The 14,274-nt window shown below is 73.1% G+C and carries 13 protein-coding genes; 8 read left to right on the top strand and 5 right to left on the bottom strand.

Annotated features, from left to right (window positions below; genetic code table 11):
- Positions 1–15: 15 nt before the first annotated feature.
- The gene (locus FH715_RS00865; protein WP_139640037.1) at positions 16–1,350 is read right to left on the bottom strand and encodes a family 4 glycosyl hydrolase; all 1,335 of its coding nucleotides are present in this window, start codon (positions 1,348–1,350) and stop codon (positions 16–18) included.
- 49 nt (positions 1,351–1,399) lie between these two features.
- Between FH715_RS00865 and FH715_RS00860 the strand changes: the two genes are divergently transcribed.
- The 4 genes from FH715_RS00860 (at position 1,400) to FH715_RS00845 (ending at position 5,555) form a co-directional block, all read left to right on the top strand.
- Positions 1,400–2,518 (top strand): PfkB family carbohydrate kinase, encoded by a 1,119-nt coding sequence (locus FH715_RS00860; RefSeq protein ID WP_139640036.1) that lies wholly within the window; start codon positions 1,400–1,402, stop codon positions 2,516–2,518.
- Positions 2,519–2,709: 191 nt separating this feature from the next.
- On the top strand, positions 2,710–3,717 hold the full coding sequence (locus FH715_RS00855; protein WP_097232896.1) for a PhoH family protein: 1,008 nt from the start codon (positions 2,710–2,712) through the stop codon (positions 3,715–3,717).
- Positions 3,718–3,729: 12 nt separating this feature from the next.
- Positions 3,730–4,227 carry an rRNA maturation RNase YbeY gene (gene ybeY, locus FH715_RS00850; RefSeq protein ID WP_139640035.1) on the top strand — a complete coding sequence of 166 codons (498 nt, stop codon included), beginning with the start codon at positions 3,730–3,732 and terminating at the stop codon, positions 4,225–4,227.
- Positions 4,224–5,555 carry a hemolysin family protein gene (locus tag FH715_RS00845; RefSeq protein ID WP_139640034.1) on the top strand — a complete coding sequence of 444 codons (1,332 nt, stop codon included), beginning with the start codon at positions 4,224–4,226 and terminating at the stop codon, positions 5,553–5,555. The genes ybeY and FH715_RS00845 overlap by 4 nt, the downstream gene beginning before the upstream one ends.
- 45 nt (positions 5,556–5,600) lie before the next feature.
- Here the strand turns inward: FH715_RS00845 and FH715_RS00840 are convergent, their stop codons facing one another.
- Both FH715_RS00840 and FH715_RS00835 read right to left on the bottom strand, forming a co-directional pair.
- Positions 5,601–6,179 carry a hypothetical protein gene (locus FH715_RS00840; protein WP_139640033.1) on the bottom strand — a complete coding sequence of 193 codons (579 nt, stop codon included), beginning with the start codon at positions 6,177–6,179 and terminating at the stop codon, positions 5,601–5,603.
- On the bottom strand, positions 6,176–6,769 hold the full coding sequence (locus FH715_RS00835; protein WP_139640032.1) for an MFS transporter: 594 nt from the start codon (positions 6,767–6,769) through the stop codon (positions 6,176–6,178). The genes FH715_RS00840 and FH715_RS00835 overlap by 4 nt, the downstream gene beginning before the upstream one ends.
- Positions 6,770–7,018: 249 nt before the next feature.
- Between FH715_RS00835 and FH715_RS00830 the strand changes: the two genes are divergently transcribed.
- The 3 genes from FH715_RS00830 to era are packed head-to-tail and all read left to right on the top strand — an operon-like array spanning position 7,019 to position 9,116.
- Positions 7,019–7,741 carry a hypothetical protein gene (locus FH715_RS00830; RefSeq protein WP_139640031.1) on the top strand — a complete coding sequence of 241 codons (723 nt, stop codon included), beginning with the start codon at positions 7,019–7,021 and terminating at the stop codon, positions 7,739–7,741.
- Positions 7,742–7,791: 50 nt separating this feature from the next.
- A complete protein-coding gene (locus FH715_RS00825; protein ID WP_139640030.1) occupies positions 7,792–8,166 on the top strand; it encodes a cytidine deaminase in 375 nt (124 codons plus the stop codon).
- Positions 8,166–9,116: a GTPase Era gene (era, locus tag FH715_RS00820; RefSeq protein WP_139640029.1), complete on the top strand. Its 951-nt coding sequence runs from the start codon at positions 8,166–8,168 to the stop codon at positions 9,114–9,116. The genes FH715_RS00825 and era overlap by 1 nt, the downstream gene beginning before the upstream one ends.
- A 31-nt stretch (positions 9,117–9,147) precedes the next feature.
- On the opposite strand, the gene FH715_RS00815 is transcribed toward era, so the two are convergent.
- Positions 9,148–9,789 (bottom strand): TerB family tellurite resistance protein, encoded by a 642-nt coding sequence (locus tag FH715_RS00815; protein ID WP_246108468.1) that lies wholly within the window; start codon positions 9,787–9,789, stop codon positions 9,148–9,150.
- A 196-nt stretch (positions 9,790–9,985) separates the two neighbouring features.
- Positions 9,986–11,761, bottom strand: a complete 1,776-nt coding sequence (gene leuA, locus FH715_RS00810) for a 2-isopropylmalate synthase (protein WP_139640028.1) — start codon at positions 11,759–11,761, stop codon at positions 9,986–9,988.
- 379 nt (positions 11,762–12,140) lie between these two features.
- On the opposite strand from leuA, the gene FH715_RS00805 reads away from it, so the two are divergent.
- On the top strand, positions 12,141–14,270 hold the full coding sequence (locus FH715_RS00805; RefSeq protein ID WP_139640027.1) for an MMPL family transporter: 2,130 nt from the start codon (positions 12,141–12,143) through the stop codon (positions 14,268–14,270).
- Positions 14,271–14,274: the final 4 nt, after the last annotated feature.

Below are 14,274 nucleotides of genomic sequence, written 5' to 3'. Positions count from 1 at the left end.
TCTGCCGGGGGCCGCTCAGACCGTTTCCGGCCAGCCGGCGCGGGCCAGGACGCGCTCCGCGACCCGGGCGGAGTCGACCAGCGGGTGGAGCGCCAGCGCGTGCCGGGCCAGCGCGGGCGAACGGGTCGACGCCGCCTGGATGGTCGCCCGTTCCACGGCCTTGACCTGGAGCATCAGCCCCAGCTCCGCGAGGCCGGGGGAGAGGGTGGGGACGGGGTGCGCGCCCTGGGAGTCGACCTCGCAGACGGTTTCCACGATCGCGTCGTCCGGCAGCCCGGGGACGGTGCCCGCGTTGCGCACGTTGAGGATCTGCCGGGTGCGGCGGTCGTCGGCGATGGCGCGCATCAGGGCCAGGGCGACGCCGTCGTAGCCGCCGCCCTCCAGGTCGCGGCTGTCGCGCTCGCCGCCCCCGCTGGCCGTCCGCTGCTCGGCGCCGTAGGTGCGCTCGCGCTCCAGGCGCGTGCGCTCCCAGAGCGCCGGCGCGTCCTCCAACGCGCGCGCCGCCTCGTCGAAGAACGCGCCCTGCTGGGCGGCGAGGAACGCGCCCCGCGTCTGCTCCGCCTCCGCCACCGCCCGCCTGGTCTCCCGCGCCAGGTAGTAGTAGTGCAGGTACTCGTTGGGCAACGTGCCGAGCGCGCGCAGCAGTTCGCCGCCGAAGAGCCGGCCCTCCTCGAAGCCGGCCAGCGCCGCGTCGTCGGCCAGCAGCCCGGCGAGCAGGTCGACGCCCCGGTGGCTGAGGGAGTTCAGCCAGCCCAGGTGGTTGAGGCCCACATAGCCGTAGTTGACCTCCGCCGGGTCGACCCCCGCCGCCCACGCGGCGCGGCGCACCAGCCCGACGGGAGAGTCGCAGATGCCGATCACCCGGTGGCCGAGCCGGCTCGCCATCGCCTCGGTCACCATGCCCGCCGGGTTGGTGAAGTTGATCAGCCAGGCGCGCGGCGCCAGCTCGGCGACCCGCTCCGCGACCCGCAGCGCCACCGGCACCGTGCGCAGCCCGTAGAGCACCCCGGAGGCGCCGACCGTCTCCTGCCCCAACAACCCCTCGTCCAGGGCCGCCCGCTCGTCCCGCACCCGGCCCCCGGTGCCGCCGACCCGGATCGCGTGGAAGACGAAGTCCGCGTCCCGCACCGCCTCGTCGAGCGTCTCCGCGATCCGCACCGCCGGCGCCCCCGGCACGCCCTCGGCCAGCGCCTCGCAGACCCGCGCCACCACCCGCACGCGCACCGGGTCCGTGTCATGGAGTCTGACCTCGCTACAGCGAACGGATGAACCGTCACCCGCCGTTGTCAGTAGCGCCCGGTATACCAGGGGGACACGGAACCCACCGCCGCCGATGATCGTGAGCCTCATGGGCCGGAACGTACCGTAGAAATGTCCACGACCCAGCCCGGAGCCACAGGTGACCCCCGAGAACGAGCCCCCGCAGCGCTGCCCGATCGACCCGCTCGCCGCCGTGCGCGGGCCCGCCGACCCGGCCTGCGACGTCTTCCTCACCGGCACGGTCTTCCTGGACATCGTCTTCACCGGGCTCGACTCGGCGCCCGTGCGCGGCACCGAGTCCTGGGCCAGGGGCATGGGTTCCAGCCCCGGCGGCGTGGCGAACATGGCGACCGCCCTCGCCCGGCTCGGCCTGCGCACCAGCCTCGCCGCCGCCTTCGGCGACGACAAGTACGGCGAGTACTGCTGGGAGACGCTGGAGCGCGGCGAGGGCATCGACCTCTCCCGCTCCCGGACGCCCGCCGGGTGGCACTCGCCGGTCACCGTCTCCATGGCCTACGAGGGCGAGCGCACCATGGTCTCCCACGGCCACGAGGCGCCGCCGCCGGCCGCCGAGCCGACGGCGGGGAACGTGCCGGAGGCGCGGTCGGCCGTCGCCTCGCTGGCGCCGGGCCGCCCGCAGGAGTGGATCGCGGAGGCGGCCGGCGACGGGGTGCTGCTCTTCGCCGACACCGGCTGGGACGAGAGCGGCCGTTGGGACCTGGCGGCGCTGCCCGACCTCGCGCACTGCGAGGCGTTCCTGCCCAACGCGGCCGAGGCGCTGCGCTACACCCGCACCGACGACCCGAGGGCCGCCGCCCACGCGCTGGCCGAGCGGGTGCCGCTGGCCGTGGTCACCATGGGCGCCGACGGCGCCTACGGCGTGGACGGCCGCACGGGGGAGAGCGCGCACGTGCCCGCCATCGTCGTGGACGCGCTCGACACCACGGGCGCCGGGGACGTCTTCATGGCCGGCTTCGTCACCGGCTCGCTGGCGGGCTGGCCGCTCGCCGACCGGCTGGCCCTGGCCGGGCTGACGGCCTCACTCTCGGTGCGGGAGTTCGGCGGTTCGCTTTCCGCCCCCGGCTGGACCGAGATCGAGACATGGTGGCGCAACGCCCAGGCCCTCACCCCGGCCGGACCGGAGCCCGAGGGCCACCCGCTGGTCGAGCGGTACGCGTTCCTGGCCGGCCTGCTGCCGGCCGCCACGGCCGCGGGTCCGCGCCGCAGAGCCGTTCCCACCCTCGGATTCCGGGGCTGAACGATGACTCGGAGTGATCGAATCGTCGCTCAGTGGCGGCTCCGTGTGAGGCCGGCCGGGTGGTCAACACCGCAGCGCGGCAGGCGGATCGCGCTCCGTAATGTCCTGGGGGAACGACCGCTTCCCGTCGTACTCTGGGACCCAAGGCACCCCAGCGCAGAGAGGGATGAGCAGGTCCTTCCGGGCCGCCCATGACGCAGACACCCACACACCAGCCGAGCCCCACCGACGAGGCGACCGCGCGGTTCACCGTTCCGGCCAAGCACCCGATGGTCACCGTGCTGGGCTCGGGCGACACGCTGCTGCGCGTGATCGAGCGGGCCTTCCCCGCCACCGACATCCATGTGCGGGGCAACGAGATCCGAGCCACCGGAGACGAGGCCGAAGTCCGCCTCGTGCAGCGCCTCTTCGACGAGATGATGCTGGTGCTCCGCACCGGCCAGCCGCTCACCGAGGACGCCGTCGAGCGCTCCATCGCCATGCTGCGCGGCACCGGCGGCGAGGACGCCAGCCCGGCGCAGGTGCTCACCCAGAACATCCTGTCCAACCGGGGCAAGACGATCCGGCCCAAGACGCTCAACCAGAAGCGCTACGTGGACGCGATCGACCAGCACACGGTCGTCTTCGGCATCGGCCCCGCCGGTACCGGCAAGACGTATCTGGCGATGGCCAAGGCCGTCCAGGCGCTCCAGTCCAAGCAGGTCAACCGCATCATCCTGACCCGCCCTGCCGTCGAGGCCGGCGAGCGGCTCGGCTTTCTGCCGGGCACGCTCTACGAGAAGATCGACCCCTATCTGCGCCCGCTCTACGACGCGCTGCACGACATGCTGGACCCGGACTCGATCCCCCGGCTGCTGAGCGCCGGCACCATCGAGGTCGCCCCACTGGCGTACATGCGCGGACGGACGCTCAACGACGCGTTCATCATCCTCGACGAGGCGCAGAACACCAGCACCGAGCAGATGAAGATGTTCCTCACCCGGCTCGGGTTCGAGTCGAAGATCGTGATCACGGGCGACGTCACCCAGGTCGACCTGCCGGGCGGCACCCAGAGCGGTCTGCGCCAGGTGCAGGAGATCCTGGACGGCGTGGACGACGTGCACTTCTCGCGGCTCACCAGCCAGGACGTGGTGCGCCACAAGCTGGTCGGGCGCATCGTGGACGCGTACGACCGTTATGACCACCGGACCGGAAAGTAGCCGCCGCACACCATGGCGATCGAGGTCAACAACGAGTCCGGCCAGCCGCTCGACGAGCACGCGCTGCTCGACATCGCCCGCTACGCGCTGGCCCGGATGCGGATCCACCCGCTCTCCGAGCTGTCCGTCATCGCGGTCGACGCGGCGGCGATGGAGCGGCTCCATCTCCAGTGGATGGACCTGCCGGGCCCCACAGACGTGATGTCCTTCCCGATGGACGAGCTGCGTCCGCCGGCCAAGGAGGACGAGGAGCCCGTGCAGGGCCTGCTCGGTGACATCGTCCTCTGCCCCGAGGTCGCCACCGAGCAGGGCCGGGCCGCACCCACCCGGCACTCCATGGACACCGAGCTGCAACTGCTCACGGTGCACGGGGTGTTGCACCTGCTGGGCTACGACCACGAGGAGCCGGGGGAGCGCGCCGAGATGTTCGGACTCCAGCAGGCCATCGTCGACGGCTGGCGCGCCGAGCGCGGCCTTTCCGGGCCCTCCCCGGCCCCCACGCTGACATGACCGGCACCCTGCTGGTCGCCGTCGTGGGGCTGCTCGCCGTCGGCTGGCTCTCCTCCTGCGCCGAGGCCGGCCTCGCGGTGATCACCAGCTACCGCGCCGAGGAGGCCGCGCGCGCCGGTCGGCGCGGCGCCGACCGGCTCGCCGAGGTCGCCAAGGACCCCACCCGCTACCTCAACCTGGCGCTGCTGCTGCGCGTGGCGAGCGAGATGGCGGCGGCCGTGCTCGTCGCCTACGCCTGCCTGGAGCTCTTCGACGGTCTGCTGCCGGCGCTGTCGGTGGCGTTCGGGATCATGGTGCTGCTCTCCTTCGTCGCGGTCGGCGTCTCGCCCCGCACCATCGGGCGCCAGCACCCGCTGACCACCACCATCGCCGCCTCGTTCGTGCTGGTCCCGCTCGTGCGGGTGCTCAACCCGCTGACCCAGGCCCTGATCATCCTGGGCAACGCGGTCACCCCGGGCCGCGGCTTCCGCAAGGGGCCCTTCGCCTCGGAGGCGGAGCTGCGCGCCATGGTGGACCTCGCCGAACGGGAGTCGCTGATCGAGGACGAGGAGCGCCGGATGGTGCACTCGATCTTCGAGCTGGGCGACACCCTGGTGCGCGAGGTGATGGTGCCCCGCACCGACCTGGTCTCCATCGACCGGGGCAAGACACTCCACCAGGCCCTCAGCCTGGCGCTGCGCTCCGGCTTCTCGCGGATACCGGTCACCGGCGAGAGCGACGACGACATCGTCGGCATCGTCTACCTCAAGGACCTGGCCCGGCAGACCCATGTCCGACGGGAGTCGGAGAGCGAGTCCGTGGAGTCCGTGATGCGGCCGGCGACGTTCGTCCCCGACACGAAGAACGCGGGCGACCTGCTGCGCGAGATGCAGCGCGACCACATCCACGTGGCGGTGGTGATCGACGAGTACGGCGGGACCGCGGGGCTCGTCACCATCGAGGACATCCTGGAGGAGATCGTCGGCGAGATCACCGACGAGTACGACATCGAGCTGCCCCCGGTCGAGGAGCTGGGCGCCGGCAGCTACCGGGTCACCGCCCGCCTCGACCTGGGCGCGCTCGGCGAGCTGTACCACCTGCGGCTCGACGACGAGGACGTCGAAACCGTCGGCGGGCTGCTGGCGAAGGCGTTGGGACGGGTGCCGATCGCGGGGGCGCGGGCCGTGGTCGACGTCTCCGACGAGCAGCCGCTGGACGCGGCCGGCCCGCCGGTGGCCGCGCTGCGGCTGACGGCGGAGTCCCCGTCGGGCCGCCGCAACCGGATCGAACGGGTGCTGGTCGAGCCGGTGGTCAGCGACCTGCCGGAGGAGGCGGGGAGCGACGAGTAGCCCCTGGCGGGGGTGCCGGTCCGGATACGCCGGGCGCGACGCGCGTCAGGCCCCCCTCGCGTCGTCGGGCGAGGGGTAGTAGCGCTGCGCTTCGAACCGTTCGACGCGTGCGAGCTGGCGTTGGTGTCCGTTGAGGACCCACCGCCCCGCCACGGGGACGAGGGCGAGCAGAAGGACGCCGAGGGCCGCCAGGGACAGCGCCAGCCACGGGGTGTCGAGGGCGAAGCCGGCTCCGATCAGGGCCGCGACCGCGCCGATCAGCAGCACGGCACGCGGGGGTGCGGTGCCGCCGCCGCGCTCGAAGCGGTGGATCGCGATCCTGGCCGCTCCGGCCTGGGCCGGGGTGACCGTGTCCGGCTGGTTCTGGAGATGGGGCGGCCAGCACGGGTTCCACCAGGCGCCGGTGGTGCGGTAGAGGTGGGTCGCCCAGGCGGCTCGATGCCGCGCCTCCTCGCTGTCGTCCCGCTGGAAGACCAGCGTGATGCTGACTCCGTGGCCCCGTATCTCCGCCAATCGGTAGCCGAACTCGTGACTGATCGCGACGAGCAGGCGACCGTCGGAGTTGATGTTGATCGAGACGTGCTCGGAGCCGTCGAGGCGGGTGATCAGCTCATGCTCGTTCACGAGGCTCCCTGGTTCTCGAAGCCGTCGTCGGGGGAGGGGTAGTAGCGCTGCGCCTCGAAACGTGCGAGAAGCGCTCGATGGCGCGCTCGCGTCCACCGCGACAGGCGACCGGTCAGCAGCGTTCCCGCCAGCAGGCCGGCAGAAAGGGCGCCCAGCGGGATGGCGAGCCCCACGGTGGCCCGGTTCAGCCACGCCATGATGAGCGTGAAGGCCGCGACGATCAGCATGACGGCGACGAGCCGGACCTGGCCGTCGTATTCGAGTCTGTGCAGGGCCAGGCGCACCTCACCGGCCTTGGTGGGGTGCACCGTCTCCGGCTTGTCGTGCAGATGGGGCGGCCAGCAGACGGCCCACCAGGCGCCGGTGGTGCGGTACATGTGCTGTGCCCACGCGGCGCGTTGACGTGCCGCCTCGCTGTCGTCCCTCCGGAACACCAGGCGGTGGGCGATGTGCTGGCTGGTGGTCTTGACCTCGTCCACCGCGTAGCCGAATTCGTGCGCTATCGAGACGACGAATCCCTGGTTGAGCCGCACGGGGAACTCCACCCGAGGCGAGCCGTCGAAGCGCGCGACGATCTCGTGTTCCGGCACGATCAGACCCCTTCTTCTCGTTCCGCCGCTGAGGGGCGCGGCGGGGGAACCCCGCAGCGGACGGGGCGCCGAGCAGGACGTCGAGACCGTTCCTGAAGGCCCGGCGCTCCACTCTCGCGGAAATGCCGGCGCTCGCCAAGCCGTTCGTCCTGCGACGGGACTCAGCGACACCCCGGTCGTCGACATCCCCGTTCACCCGAACGGGTCAGTGGGGTGGCAGGGGGGCCGTTCGGGTGGCGCCATGGGGGGATGAACGCGCATCTGAGGACGGTCACCGTCGCGGGGTTCGCCACCCTCAGCCTCGCGCTGGCCCCCGGCCAGCCCGCCGCCGACGACTCGCTGGGCGAGGCCCGGCTGCGGGAGGCGCTGCTGGACGCGGTGGACTTCCCCGAGGGGTGGGCGAGCGACAGCGAGGAGGCCGCAGAGCGGCGCGGCTTCGGTGTTCCCGAGCCAAGCGAACGCCGCTGCCGCGAGCTGTTCGACAGTTCCGTCGACGGCAGCCAGAGCGCCGGCTTCGCCAAGACCGAGACGGGCCCGTTCGTCACCACCACCGCCACCGACCACGGCTCGACGGGGGAGGCGCGGGCGGCGCTCGCCGAGTTCCGGGCGGCGGCCGGCCGCTGCGAGACGTTCCACGCCGACGAGGGCCCGGCCGGCAACGCCGTCACCGTCGCCTACGAGGCGCAGCCCGGTGAGACGCCGGGCGGGCTCGGCGACGAGTCGACCGCGCTGAGCTATCGGCGTTCCCTGGACGGCGAGGGCGCCGGCACCCCGGTGCGGCTGGAGGTGGTGGTCGCCCGCGTCGGGCCGCACCTGGTGCGGGTCGCGCAGGCCGGCCGCGACGCGGGCGACGCGGCCGAGGAGGGCGAGCTGGCGCCCATGGCCGAGCGCGCCGTCGCCAAGCTCGCCGAGGTCGCCGGCGGCGGCACCCCCGCGCCCAGCCCCGACCAGCCGGGCACCACCCGGCTGTGAGGGGCTGACCGGTGGCGATGGCGCGCGGGCCACCGCATAAGCTCACCGGTATGACCGATGGCGTTGCCTCCCCGGCGGCGGGCCCCGAGGAGCCCGGCCCCGAAGACCGCAAGATCCTCACGCTGGCGCGCAGCGCCCGCGCCCGCAACGGCGCCCCCGAGGGCGCCGCCGTGCGCGACGAGATGGGCCGCACCTATGTGGCCAGCACCGTCGCCCTGGACTCGCTGCGGCTGAGCGCGCTGCGCACCGCCGTCGCCATGGCGGTGGCCAGCGGCGCCGGTTCGCTGGAGGCGGCGGCCGTGGTCACCGCCGCTGAGACGCTGCCGGAGACGGACCTGGCGGCGGTGCGGGACCTGGGGGGCGCCGGAACGCCGTTGCTGCTGGCTGGCCCGGACGGCACGCTTCGTGGGACCATCGCGGCCTGATGAACTCCCCTGATCCCACGGCCGGCCAGGCCGCCGCCCCGCACCGCTCCGGCTTCGCCTGCTTCGTCGGCCGCCCCAACGCCGGCAAGTCCACGCTGACCAACGCTCTGGTCGGCACGAAGGTCGCCATCACGTCGAACCGGCCGCAGACCACGCGCCACTCGGTGCGCGGCATCGTGCACCGCGACGACGCGCAGCTGGTGCTGGTCGACACCCCGGGGCTGCACAAGCCGCGCACGCTTCTCGGGCAGCGGCTCAACGACGTGGTCCGCACCACCTGGGCCGAGGTCGACGTCATCGGCTTCTGCCTGCCGGCCGACCAGAAGGTCGGCCCCGGGGACCGCTTCATCGCCAAGGAGCTGGCGCAGGTCAAGCGCACACCGAAGGTCGCCGTGGTGACCAAGACCGACCTGGCCGACCGCGAGACGCTGACCCAGCAGCTCATCGCCGTCGACCAGCTGGGGCGCGAGGCCGGCATCGAGTGGGCGGAGATCGTGCCGGTCTCCGCCGTGTCGGGCCAGCAGGTCGGGCTCGTGGCGGACCTGCTGGTGCCGCTGCTGCCGCAGGGCCCGCCGCTCTACCCGGAGGGCGACCTCACCGACGAGCCCGAGCAGGTCATGATCGCCGAGCTGATCAGGGAGGCCGCGCTGGAGGGCGTGCGGGACGAGCTGCCGCACTCGATCGCCGTGGTTGTCGAGGAGATGCTGCCGCGCGAGGACCGCCCGGCCGACCGGCCGCTGCTGGACGTGCACGCGTTTCTCTACATCGAGCGCCCCAGCCAGAAGGGCATCGTGATCGGACCCAAGGGCCAGCGGCTGAAGGACGTCGGCACCAAGGCCAGGCGGCAGATCGAGGCGCTGCTGGGCACGCCGGTCTTCCTCGACCTGCACGTGAAGGTCGCCAAGGACTGGCAGCGCGACCCCAAGCAGCTGCGCCGCCTGGGCTTCTGAGCCGTCACCGGGGAGCCCCGCGGGGACCGGTTCAGCTGCTGGCCGTGGCCGCGGCCTCCAGCAGGCGTTCGGTGTCGGCGCTCGGCAGCCACAGGGCCTCGCCCAGGGCGGTCAGCATCCGTCGCTCGGCCTCCCGGTAGGGGCCGTCGGCCAGGGCGATCCGCGCGCCGCGCAGCAGCAGGCTCTCCCGGCCTGGCGTCGACAGGTGCGGCGTGAGCACGGAGACCGTCTCGCCGATCTCCGTCGCGACCAGCGACAGGCTGCGCGCCGCCAGCGTCGCCTGGAGCGTCAGCAGGCGCTCCTCCGAACAGTCGGGGAAGCCCGCGTCCCGCACCGCGTCCAGCGCGAGCCGCCGCGCCGGCTCGGACTCCGTGCCGCCGGCGGCGAGCACGCCGAGCGCCACCGAGTGCACCGCCTCGCGCAGCAGGGTGGCCAGCCGGGTCGTCGTGGGCTGCGCGAGTGCCCGCTCGGGGAACCGGGCGCGGCAGGAGACGCACTCCACCACCGGCTCGGCGGCGCCCCGGCGCAGCACGGGCACGGCCAGCACCGTCAACCGCCGCCTGCCCTCCAGGCGTTGGTAACGACGGTCGCCGCCGCAGTCGACGCAGAAGAAATCCCCGTCGTCAGTGACCCGCCAGACAGTCCTGACCCCGGCCAACCGGGAGTGCACCACGCTGTACCTCCGTTACCCGCTGGCTCCATCGCCGCGTCCGTGATGTTAACCACAGTCGGCGGGTGCCGTCAGTAGTGCGTAACGAAGTGACCGGGGCCGACCGTTCCCTGGCCGGGAAAGCGCAGGTCGGGGCGGACGAGAAACGTTCACCCCGACCCGGTGCGGACAACGCGCCCGCCGTCAAGCGGTGTTGACGTCAGCGCGCCGCGCGGTTGACGGCGGAGACCACGGCCTTGAGCGAGGCGCGCACGATGTTCGCGTCGATGCCGACGCCCCACAGCACCCGGTCGCCCACGGCGCACTCGATGTAGGCGGCGGCCTGGGAGCCGGCGCCCTCGCTCATCGTGTGCTCGACGTAGTCCAGCAGCCGGATGTCGTCCCCGATCACCCCGGTGCCGGCCAGCGCGTCGAAGAACGCGGCGATCGGCCCGTTGCCCGCGCCGGTCAGCGTGGTCTCGGCGCCGTCCAGCACCGCGTCCACGGTGAGGGCGTCCTCGCCGTCCCCGGTGCTGGTGGTCCGCACGTCGCGCAGCGCGATCCGGCCCCAGCCGGGCACCCCGGGCCCGCCGGGCAGGTACTCGTCGGAGAAGATCTCCCAGATCGCGGCCGGCGTCAGCTCCCCGCCCTGGGCGTCGGTCTTCTCCTGGATGGTGCGGGAGAACTCCACCTGCATCCGGCGCGGCAGGTCCAGCGCGTGCTCCGACTTCAGCACGTACGCCACGCCGCCCTTGCCGGACTGCGAGTTGACCCGGATCACGGCCTCGTAGCTGCGGCCCACGTCCTTGGGGTCGATCGGCAGGTACGGCACGTCCCAGGCCAGCTCGTCGACGGAGCGGCCCGCCGCCTCGGCCTCGGCCGCCATCGCGTCGAAGCCCTTCTTGATGGCGTCCTGGTGCGAGCCGGAGAAGGCCGTGTAGACCAGGTCCCCCACGTACGGGTGGCGCGGGGAGACCTCCATCTGGTTGCAGTACTCCCAGGTGCGGCGGATCTCGTCGATCTGCGAGAAGTCGATCTGCGGGTCGACGCCCTGCGAGAAGAGGTTCATGCCCAGCGTCACCAGGTCCACGTTGCCGGTGCGCTCGCCCTGCCCGAAGAGGCAGCCCTCGACCCGGTCGGCGCCCGCCATCAGCGCCAGCTCGGCGGCGGCCACGGCGGTGCCCCGGTCGTTGTGCGGGTGTACGGACAGGCAGACGAACTCGCGGCGGCTCAGGTGCCGCCCCATCCACTCGAAGCGGTCGGCGTGCGTGGAGGGCGTCGAACGTTCCACCGTGGCCGGCAGGTTGAGGATGATCTCCCGCCCCTCGGCCGGCTGCCAGACGTCCATCACGCTCTCGCAGATCTCCAGCGCGAAGTCCAGCTCGGTGTCCGTGAAGATCTCGGGGCTGTACTGGTAGCCGAACGTCGTGCGGTCGTCCAGCAGCTTCTCCGCGTACTCCAGCACCATCCGGGTGCCGTCCACCGCGATCGCCCGCACCTGGTCCCTGCCGCCGCGGAAGACCACCCGGCGGAACGTGGGCGCGGTCGCGTTGTAGAGGTGGACGGTCGCGCGGCGGGCGCCGACCAGGGACTCGACGGTCCGCTCGATCAGCTCCTCCCTGGCCTGCGTCAGCACCGAGATGGTGACGTCCTCCGGGATCGCGTCCTCCTCGATGATGGAGCGCACGAAGTCGAAGTCCGTCTGACCCGAGGAGGGGAAGCCGACCTCGATCTCCTTGTAGCCCATCCGCACCAGCAGGTCGAACATCGCCCGCTTCCTGACCGGCGACATCGGGTCGATCAGCGCCTGGTTGCCGTCGCGCAGGTCGGTGGAGAGCCAACGCGGGGCCTGGGTCACGCGGTTGCCCGGCCAGGTGCGGTCGGGGATGTCCACCGCCTCGAACGGACGGTAGCGGTGGATCGGCATCCCGGAGGGCCGCTGGGTGCCGGTGGCGTTGGTCTGCGGCGTGGGCTTCTTCAGGGGCGGCGTGCTCATGGGCGAGGGACTCCTTGGGGCGCGGTCGGGCGTGAGGCAGGGACGGTATGACCGACAGGCAGCGCCGAACTCCGCGGGGAGGGGGTCGGTCCTGGCCTAGGGACCCTCGCCGCGGCGGCTAAGGAGGAGCGTCCAGATTCGCATCGCGACGACCAGCCTAACCGGCCCGTGTGCGCCGTTCCCCCACGTCCCACGATGCGAGATGACCCGCCTCCCTGCCGGCGGGTCTACTCCCGGGGGAGTAGGGGGAGGGCGGAGGCCTGCCGGGGGTGCGGGCGAAGACCGGTCCGCGGGGGGACGAGGACGGCGGAACGGGGCGGGAGTCTGGAACGGTCGCGGCGCTTCGCCGCGTTCCCCTTCCTCTCCCAGGAGCCCCGCCATGGGTCGATCAGACGTGCGCCCTTCCCGTTCCTCCCCGCTGGCCTGGGGGGTGCTGGGGCTGTGGCTGCTGGTCGTCGTCCTCGCGCTGCCCCTCGCCGGCCAGCTGGGCGAGTCGACCGAGGACGAGGGTGTCGACTACCTCCCCGCCAGCGCCGAGTCCACCGAGGTCGCGCGGCTCACGGAGCTGCTGCCCGGCGGCGACACCACCGACCTGCTGCTGGTCGCCCAGCGGCCCGGCGGGCTGACCGCCGAGGACCGGGCGCTCGTCGAGCGGCGACTGGAACGGATCGACGCGCTCTTCGACGTGGCGGCCGGCGACCCGGCCGCCGCCGGGGTCGTCTCGGGCGACGGGGGCACCGCGCTGCACCCGTTCTCGCTGGGGGAGCTGGGCGAGGAGGAGCAGGGCCAGGCGGTCGGCGAGATCAGGGAGCTGATCGCCGACCCGCCCCAGGGGCTGACCCTCGCGCTGGGCGGCCCGGGCGCCCTCGGCGTGGACGCGGAGGCGGTCTTCGAGTCGATCGACGTCACGCTGATGCTCGCCACCGCCGGCATCGTCGCCGTGCTGCTGGTGCTGACCTACCGCAGCCCGCTGCTGTGGCTGCTGCCGCTGTTCGCCGTCGGGGTGGCCGCGGTCGCGGCGATGGCGCTGGTCAACGGGCTGGTGTCGTGGTTCGACCTCACCGTCACCACCATGTCCAGCTCGATCATGACGGTGTTGATCTTCGGCGCCGGAACGGACTACGCCCTGCTGCTGGTCGCCCGCTACCGGGAGGAGCTGCGCCGGCTGCCCGGCGCGGGCGAGGCGATGGCGGCGGCGCTGCGCGGCTGCGGCCCGGCGCTGCTGGCCTCCTCGGGAACGGTCTCGCTCGGCCTGCTCTGCCTCACCTTCGCCGACCTCAACAGCAGCAGCGGCCTGGGCCCTGTGGGTGCCGTCGGCGTGCTCTGCGCGCTGGCCGTGATGGTCACGCTGCTGCCGGCGCTGCTGGTGCTGCTGGGACGTCGGGTGTTCTGGCCGCTGGTTCCGCGCCACGGGGAGTCCCGCGCGACGGGACGCGACACGTTCTTCGCGCGGCTCGGCTCGTCGATCAGCCGCCGCCCGGTCACCGTGCTCGTGGGCGGAACGCTGCTGCTGGGCGCGTTGGCGCTGGGAACGTTCCGGCTGCCGGGGCCGCTGGCCGAGCAGGACAACTTCACCGAGACGCCCGCCTCGGTGCGCGCGATGGAACTGGTCGCGGACGCGTTCCCGGAACGCAGCGGGCAGCCGATCGCCGTGCTGGCCGACGCGGACCACGCCCAGGAGGTGCGGGAGGCGGCGCTGGCCACCGACGGCGTCGCGGAGGCCGAGGCCGGCCGGGAGGGCGGCGGCTGGCGGGAGATCCAGGTCTTCGCGACCGACCCGCCGGAGTCGGAGGGCGAGCAGGCCACGGTCGACGCGCTGCGCGAACGGCTGGCCGAACTGCCGGAGGCGAAGGCGCTGGTGGGCGGGCCCACGGCCCAGACCATGGACCTGGCGGACACCGCCTCACACGACCAACGCCTCGTCATCCCGCTGGTGTTGACGGTGGTGCTGCTGGTGCTCGCGGTGCTGCTGCGGGCGTTGGTCGCGCCGCTGCTGCTGCTGGCGGCCGTGGTCGCCTCCTGGGGCGCGGCGATGGGCCTGGGCGGGCTGGTCTTCGGCCCGGTCCTCGGCTTCGAGGGGCTGGACGCGCAGGTGCCGCTGCTGTCGTTCGTCTTCTGCGTGGCGCTCGGCGTGGACTACGGCATCTTCCTGATGCACCGGATGCGCGAGGAGGCGCTGAACGGCGCGGACACCAGGACGGCGGCGCTCGACGCGCTGCGCACCACGGGCGGGGTGATCGCCTCGGCCGGCGTGGTGCTGGCGGCCACGTTCTGCGTGCTGGCCGGGATGCCGATGGTGGTCATGGCGGAGATGGGCTTCGTGGTCGCGGTCGGGGTGCTGCTGGACACGTTCCTCGTCCGCACCTACCTGGTCACCTCGGCCAGTTGGCTGCTGGGCCGGCGGGTGTGGTGGCCGGGGCCGCTGGGCCGGCGGCCCGCGGCGCCGGGCCAGCGGGCGGCGGTGGACGCGGTGCCCGCCGGGGCGGGGCCGCGCGGCGATGCCGGATGATGGC

The organism is Streptomyces sedi (genome assembly GCF_006335015.1).
GTDB classification, from domain to species: domain Bacteria; phylum Actinomycetota; class Actinomycetes; order Streptomycetales; family Streptomycetaceae; genus Streptomyces; species Streptomyces sedi.
Note: the sequence above shows the minus strand (reverse complement) of the source record. Positions and strands in the feature narration are given on the sequence as shown.